The 7,727-nt window shown below is 46.1% G+C and carries 7 protein-coding genes; all 7 read left to right on the forward strand.

What is annotated here, in order from left to right:
- Positions 1–19 precede the first annotated feature (19 nt).
- The gene (locus tag L5M29_RS06780; protein ID WP_263166938.1) at positions 20–1,225 is read left to right on the forward strand and encodes an SUMF1/EgtB/PvdO family nonheme iron enzyme; all 1,206 of its coding nucleotides are present in this window, start codon (positions 20–22) and stop codon (positions 1,223–1,225) included.
- A 12-nt stretch (positions 1,226–1,237) separates the two neighbouring features.
- Positions 1,238–1,522, forward strand: coding sequence for a hypothetical protein (locus tag L5M29_RS06785; protein ID WP_411569035.1), 285 nt, complete (start codon positions 1,238–1,240; stop codon positions 1,520–1,522).
- On the forward strand, positions 1,515–2,240 hold the full coding sequence (locus tag L5M29_RS06790; protein WP_263166944.1) for a phage minor tail protein L: 726 nt from the start codon (positions 1,515–1,517) through the stop codon (positions 2,238–2,240). Before L5M29_RS06785 ends, L5M29_RS06790 begins: the two co-directional genes overlap by 8 nt.
- Positions 2,241–2,380: 140 nt before the next feature.
- Positions 2,381–3,094 (forward strand): C40 family peptidase, encoded by a 714-nt coding sequence (locus tag L5M29_RS06795; protein ID WP_263166946.1) that lies wholly within the window; start codon positions 2,381–2,383, stop codon positions 3,092–3,094.
- A gap of 79 nt (positions 3,095–3,173) precedes the next feature.
- Complete coding sequence (locus L5M29_RS06800; RefSeq protein ID WP_263166948.1) at positions 3,174–3,749, forward strand: hypothetical protein; 576 nt, start codon at positions 3,174–3,176, stop codon at positions 3,747–3,749.
- A 110-nt stretch (positions 3,750–3,859) separates the two neighbouring features.
- The gene (locus L5M29_RS06805; RefSeq protein WP_263166950.1) at positions 3,860–4,504 is read left to right on the forward strand and encodes a tail assembly protein; all 645 of its coding nucleotides are present in this window, start codon (positions 3,860–3,862) and stop codon (positions 4,502–4,504) included.
- Between the two features lie 5 nt (positions 4,505–4,509).
- Positions 4,510–7,727 (forward strand): host specificity protein J (locus L5M29_RS06810; protein ID WP_263166952.1); only part of this gene is annotated, 3,218 nt, incomplete at its 3' end.

The following is a 7,727-nucleotide window of genomic DNA, read 5'->3' on the forward strand; positions in this document are numbered from 1 at the left end:
AAATCTGCTGGAATTATCTATGACTATAGCAACAATTAATTTAGGCACTGCACCCAGTGGTGTTGGTGGCGATGCAGCCAGAAACGCATTTGAAAAGGTTAATGCTAATTTTTCACAAGCTGAGAATGCCGCAAGTCGTACTGTTGGTACCGCCAACGACAATCAAGTGCTCGACAAAGCAGGGCTGCAAATTCTAATAAAAGACCCACGCCGCCAAGAAGTTGAAGCCTTATCCGGTGGACGTAATACAGTCATTTACGATGCCCAAGGCAATCCAAACGTGATGGTTGTTATTCCGCGCTTTAACTATCAAGACTTAGGACTTCCAGATTTACAGCTTGGCACCGGCACACCTACTGCATTCTTAACTAATGGAGTGCCAAGGGGGGAAATCCTCGTTGCTAAATATCTTGCTAGCGCAGGCGGCTCCACCTGCACAGTTGTCGGTGGAGTGCAGCCATTAACCTCAGTTAATTATGATCAAGCTAAGGCGAGATGCACTGGTAAAGGCTCTAACTGGCACCTAATGTCAGTTCATGAATGGGCAGCTATTGCACTATGGTCATTAGCTAACGGAACTTTACCGCGTGGCAACACAAACTATGGACGCGCGCATGATAGACTACTTGAAACTGCACGAAGATCAGATAATGAAGTGCCTGGCGATACTGCTGGAGTTGGCAGGACAGACACAGGCAAGGGGCCTGCGACGTGGACGCATGACCATACAGTACATGGTATTCATGATCTTTGCGGTAATGTGGCTGAGTGGCTGGATCAGATGGTGTTGGTTGATGGGATGATTAAAACTACATTAGATAATAATCCGTCAATACTTGAGGCTAACTTTGTCAGTCACCCAGCTTTTTATGACTCCACAGCCACTACGGGAGGGGCTCCAAGATTAAATTCCTCAATTGTAAACCGACTCGGGGCGGTAGGAGATAATAGTAATACTGGCAACGCTGCAAATATTGACTTTAAGTTGCTCACAAAAGAGGCTAGCTATGTGCCAAGTGGACTGCTGCGGAGGTTGTTGCTTGAGACAGCATCACAAAATACACTTGCTGGGAGATTGACCGTAAGAAATTTTGGAAATAGATACCCTGCTCGTGGAGGTGACTGGAGCTTTGGTAGTTCCGCTGGTTTATCCGCGTTATATCTGTCCGGATCTAGTTCTTTTTCAAATATTGGATTCGGTTTTCGTCCAGCTTATTTTGCTTAGGAGGTAATGGTAATGGAATCAACATACATTTTTGAAGGTGAAGTGCACTCAGATTTCACACTTGCTTTTATGCAGCAGCTCGGTATGAATGCAGAGCAGATCGACTCAGTGCTTTCCCAGCGTGACTTTGAATTATCACAAAATATTGAGCGCAGAAAAGAAGCTTATATAAAGGAATCTGACCCATTATTTATTGAATGGCAATATGATAAAACGCCAAACAGTGAGCAGGTTTGGCGCGATAAAGTGTTAGAGATTAAAGCGCGTTATCCAATTTCTGGTACCTCTAATGCTTAGTGCCGATATTCAAACCCTCGAACCGGGCAATGAGGTTATTCTCTACGAAATCGATGGTACCGACTTTGGCGCCGATATCCTGCGCTTTCATGCCCACAATATTCCGTACTCAGATGCAGACCTTAATCAACCAAATTTACCCGCGCGCATCATCCATTGGCAAGGCGAGCAATACAGTGCATGGCCAGCGCAGTTAGAAGGGGTGGAAGTTAACTCTGATGGCTCACCCAGCACACCAACGTTAACCGTTGCCAACATCGATGGCAGTATCAGCGCCCTGTGCTTGTATTTTCAGAACATGGAACAAGCAAAGGTCACAATTCGCCGAACACTCGCAAAATACCTTGATGATGCCAACTTCCCAGCAGGCAATAGCGAAGCGGATCCAACGCAAGAGGCGGTAGAGATTTGGTACGTTGATAAAAAAGTGAATGAAGATAATGTCGCTGTCACGTTTGAGCTATCAAACCCTGCTGACTTGTCAGGCCAAAAAATCGGCCGACAAATGACTGCTTATTGTTCATGGTGTCAACGCGGTGAATATCGCGGCGCTGATTGTGGATACACAGGTGAAGCCATGTTTACCGAAGATGACGAGCCAACTGATAACCCCGCACTAGATCAATGCTCGGGCACGATAGCCGGTTGCACTTTACGATTTGGCGAAAATGAAGAATTACCCCACGGCGGATTCCCCAGCGTTAGGCTTATACGTTAAGTCTATGCGTTAAGTGATCGGCTATGCGTTAAGCCCCAAAATGAGTTAAACAAGCGCTAGCAATCAAGCATCCATCAAACATTGATCAAGCATTTCCCCGCCGTCGGCAAAATGGTCTAACACAACCTAAGCAGGTCCCTATGCACCCAACTATCTTGCATGCTTTTACTCAGCATGCTGCCAACTGCTACCCCAATGAATGCTGTGGACTGATCATCCAGCAAGGTAGCAAGCATTGTTATGTGCCATGCGATAACAAAGCAACTAACAAAGCAGATGAGTTTGTGATTGATCCACTGCAATATGCTGATATTGAGGAGCAAGGGCAGATCATCGGTATCTGTCACAGCCACCCAGATGCGAGTAGCAAGCCTAGCCAGCGTGATATCGCCATGTGTGAAGCAAGTGGACTACCTTGGCATATTCTCAGTTGGCCTGATGGGGATTTACGCTCTATGGTGCCAACGGGTGAACGTCAACCTTTGTTAGGTCGTCCGTTTGTGCATGGGGTATGGGATTGCTATAGCTGTGTTCGCGACTGGTACCACGATGTTCAAAGCATTTTATTGCCAGACTTTGAGCGGCAAGACGGATGGTGGGAAGGTGAGCAAGAGCTTTACCTCGATAACTTTGCTAAAGCTGGATTTGTGGCGCAACCCAATATAAATCTTGCTGATCTGCAAATTGGTGACGGCATCTTAATGCAAATTCAAAGTCAGCGAGTAAATCATGCTGCTGTTTATGTCGGCGACGGTAAAATTCTGCACCACCTCTATGGTCGCCTTAGCCGCTACGATATTTACGGCGGTTACTGGCAGCGCAATACAAGGATGATTGTGCGTTATGCAGCATAGCTAGGCTAGAAACTTTACAGCTTAGTGAGTCGTTGTCATAGTGGTAAAGTTAATATTTTTAGTATGATAAGGATATAATATGAGAGTGATTGTTCTGATTTTATTGAGCCTTAGTTCGTTTTTTTTAAACGCACAAGAATTATGGAAAGGAGCCATGTACGGTGATAGCGTTGAAAAAGTATTAGCGTTATTCCCGCAACACGAGAAGCCATCTACAGAAGCAGAGCTTCGTAAAATAGGTCAAACATCATTAAAAGCATTAGTTGTAGTGCCTATTGAGTTAGTAAAAAGACCTTTTGAATCGGTGCTATTTTTTGATAAAAACGGACTTTTCCAAGTCATCATAAAGTCGAAATCTTTATTAACCCATGCAGAAGCCAAATCTACTGAAGACTTTCTTCTAGTTGCACTCCGTTCAAAATATGGTAATGCCATCAAAACGGTTGATCCACTCGAAGTTATCACAGAAAACAAGCCATTTTGGGCACAATGGGAAATTAACGCTTTAAAGATATTATTTGTTTCACAGCATGAGAAAGACTCAATTATGATCTCTTACAGCCTCACTGATGCAGAGAAAGATCTATTAGAGAATGCCGCCGCAAAGAAACATCTTGAAGGAACAAGTGTTAACCAAGAAGCAGAAAAACTGTAATACATAAACGCTGATCTACTAGTTCTTTTCCTAGTAAACATCCAGAAAAAATTCTTCATTAAAAGCCACCTTTAGGTGGCTTTTTTATTGCCTCTAATAAGTTGGACAACATGATCAAACATCAACTTACCACGATAAAGCTATCAGGATCTTTGGCTTCTAAGTTCGGACGCATTCACCAGCGTTTACTAGAAACGGGGACCACAAACGAAGCATTTAGCGCCTTAAAAAATACCCTGCATGGATTTGATCTGTTTATTAAAGAGCAGGCCAAGCTTGGGCTGCGCTATGCCATTTTTCGCAATGGACATAATACGGGTACCGATGAGTTTGATTTAGCAGGTACGACTGAAATTCGTATTGTCCCTGTTATTAGTGGCAGTAAGCGTGGCGGAATTCTGCAAACGATTCTCGGGGCCGTGATGATCGTCGTTGGTGCTTATTTTGGCCAAGGCTGGCTAGTGCAAGCGGGTATTGGAATGGTCGCTGGTGGCGTGGTGCAAATGCTCTCACCTCAAGCCAAAGGACTGAAGGGCAGGGAAGCAGCAGAGAACGCCCCAAGTTATGCCTTTGGTGGGGCGGTGAATACCACAGCTGCTGGAAACCCAGTCGGCATTGGTTACGGTAAGCGCCGCATTGGTGGCGCCATTATTAGTGCAGGCATTTATGCCGAAGATATTGCAACCAGTAAACGCCCAATTCAATCGGGTGGCACTAATGGTGGCAATGGCGGCGGCAGTCAACAGGAGCAATAATCAGCATGGGTATTCCTGCATTAAATCAACAACTGACTATTCATGGCGCTAAAGCGGGCGAAGGTGAGCAGCGTTCGCCAGTCGAATCACCTGATGATCTGCGCTCAATTGCTAAAGCTAAAATCTTATTGGCGATCGGTGAAGGGGAGTTTGACGGCCAATTATCGGGCCAGAATGTCTTTTTAGATGGTACGCCACTATTGGATCCCAATGGCGCCGAAAACTTCCCCGGTGTTATTTGGGACTTTCGCCCAGGCACTGCACATCAAACTTATATCCCCGGGCTTCCATCGGTTGAAAATGAAGTAGCCTTAGGTATTGAGTTAAAATCAGATCAGCCTTATACCCGCGCCATTACTAACTCATTACTCTCTGCTGTTCGTGTGCGCTTTCGCTGGCCAGCACTGCAACAACAGCTCGATAATGGTGATGTGAACGGCTATCGCATTGCATACGCCATTGATCTATCCACTGACGGCGGCAGCTATCAAACCGTGTTAAGCACAGCGGTTGATGGCAAAACTACCCAACCATACGAGCGCAGCCACCGCATTGACTTGCCAACTGGCAGCGGCTGGCAAATCCGTATTCGCCGACTTACCCCAAATCAAAACAACAATCGTGTCGCTGATTTAATGCAAATCGCGGCGATCACCGATGTTATTGACCGCAAGCTAAAGTACCCAAACACGGCACTGTTATATGTCGAGTTTGACGCCAGCCAATTCCAAAACATTCCAGTGATATCCTGCGAGCCCTTTATGCGCAAAGTAAAGGTGCCCACTAACTACAATCCGCTAACGCGTGATTATGCTGGAGTGTGGGATGGCAGCTTTAAAATTGCATGGACCGATAACCCTGCTTGGGTGAGTTACGACATCATCCTCGATGACCGTTTCGGCACTGGTCGCAGGATCAATGCTGCGCTGGTGGATAAGTGGGAGCTTTACCAGATTGCTCAGTATTGCGATCAGCTGGTTCCTGATGGCAAAGGCGGCATGGAGCCTCGCTATATCTGTAATATATACATCCAGCAAGCCACCGAAGCGTGGCAGGTATTGCGCGATTTGGCTTCTATTTATCGCGGTATGACATATTGGTCAAACGGCCAAATGTACTCAGTGGCAGACATGCCACGCGATGTGGATTTCATTTATAACAATAGCAATGTGATAGACGGCAAGTTTAGCTATTCATCCAGCAGCGAAAAGGTGAAATACACTCGAGCACTAATCAGCTGGGATAACCCTGATAATGCTTATGAATCCGATGTTACCTCTGTATCAGATCAACCATTACAGCGCCGCTATGGCGACAACGTGATCGAATTATCGGCCTTAGGTTGCACCCGTGAATCAGAAGCGCAACGCCGTGGCAAGTGGGCTATTTATACCAATAACAATGACCGTGCCGTCAATTTTAAAGTGGGCATGGATGGCAGCATCCCATTACCTGGCTTCGTTATCGGCATAGCAGATCAATTGATTGCAGGTAGCCGCATTGGAGGTCGAATCTCGGCGGTTAACGGCAAGCAGATCACTTTAGATCGTGCGGCCACAATTGCGGTTAATGATCGACTCATCATCAACTTACCCAGCGGTAAAGCGCAGGTGCGTACTATTGAGGCCGTTAATGGCCGTGTGGTAACAGTAACAACGGAATACAGTGAAACCCCACTGCCGCAACTGCTATGGTCGGTTGAATCAGACGAGCTAAAGCTGCAGCAATTTAGAGTGCTGCGCGTAGCTAAAGCCAACAGCGACAGCATAGAGTACGAGATCACCGCAGTTGAGCATAACCCAAGCAAATATCCGTATATCGATACAGGTGCACGGTTAGAAGAACGCCCTATAAGCAAGCTGCCAATCGGTGCACAAGAAGCGCCGGCTACTGTCACCATTTCACAGTCCGTATTCACCGAGCAAACCCTCTCTGTTACCACTATGACGATTCAGTGGGCGACCGCAAAAAATGCAGTTGCTTATGAAGTGGAATGGCGCAAAGACTCTGGCGAGTGGATAAAACTGCCAAAAACTAGCAGCACATCAGTTGATATCCGCGGCGTTTACACTGGGCAATATATTGCTCGAGTTCGCGCCATTAACTCAGTTGATGTTTCGTCGGTACCAAAGGCTTCAGCGCTGACCAATATCACAGGTAAAACTGGCTTGCCGCCAGCAGTCGCGTCATTTACTGCTACGCCGCTAGTGTTTGGCATTGGCTTAAATTGGTTGTTCCCTGCAGGTGCAGAAGACACGCTTCGTACCGAGCTTGAGTACGGGCCCAATAACAGCGAAAGCGGCATGATTAAATTGGGTGATTTTGCTTACCCCATTGCTACTCACGCCATGACGGGACTAAGTGCAGGCGCTAATTTTTGGTTTAGGGCTCGATTAGTCGATCGCACCGGCAACGTGGGGCCATGGTCAGGATTTGTCAGCGGACAGTCATCGACAGATCAAACAAAATATGATGAGTATTTCAGCGAACGCATTACATCATCAGCGCTAGGGCAGGAGTTGCTTGGCGATATAGAACTGATCCCCCTGATTAAAATTGAAACCGAAAAAATTCCGAGCATTGATAGGCAGCTTAATGAAGTTGTCATCCCTCAGATTGAACTGATCCAAGTCGAAGTTAATAAAATACCGGATATAGAGGATACGCTTAGTCAAACAGAAACTAAGATAAATCAACTTCAAGCAGAAATGGCTGATATTGCTGGTGCGCCAGATTGGGATAGCAATACTGCTTATCTAACTGGGCAATTAGTTAAGTACCAAGGGAAACTTTATTCAGCAAAACAGACCATTCCTGCAGGTACATTACCAACAAATACATCTTATTGGACAAAAATAGGCGAGTACTCATCTATTGGTGAAGCTGTATCTGCTTTATCTGTGCGAGTTGATAATGTTGAAACATCAATTGAGACTATTGATGATCAGCTAGTATCTCAGGCATCCAGACTTGACGGTATATTTGCGCAAGTAAACCCACCTCTTGCTGGCGATATGAGCTGGAATGCGGGAACTACAGTTGTACTTGCTGGCGTGTGGTCTGAGCAATATGCAAGGGCTTCATCTGATGAGGCGTTGGCGAAAAGTATTGCAAGTGTTGCTGCGACTATGGATCAAAACACTGCAGCAATTATTACTGAGCAAATGGCTAGGACGACAGCCGACGAATCGCTCGCTAATCAGATCATCAGCATTTCCGCTAC

Origin of the sequence: Shewanella sp. SM95 (assembly GCF_025653595.1) — a bacterium.
Lineage (GTDB): Bacteria > Pseudomonadota > Gammaproteobacteria > Enterobacterales > Shewanellaceae > Shewanella > Shewanella oncorhynchi.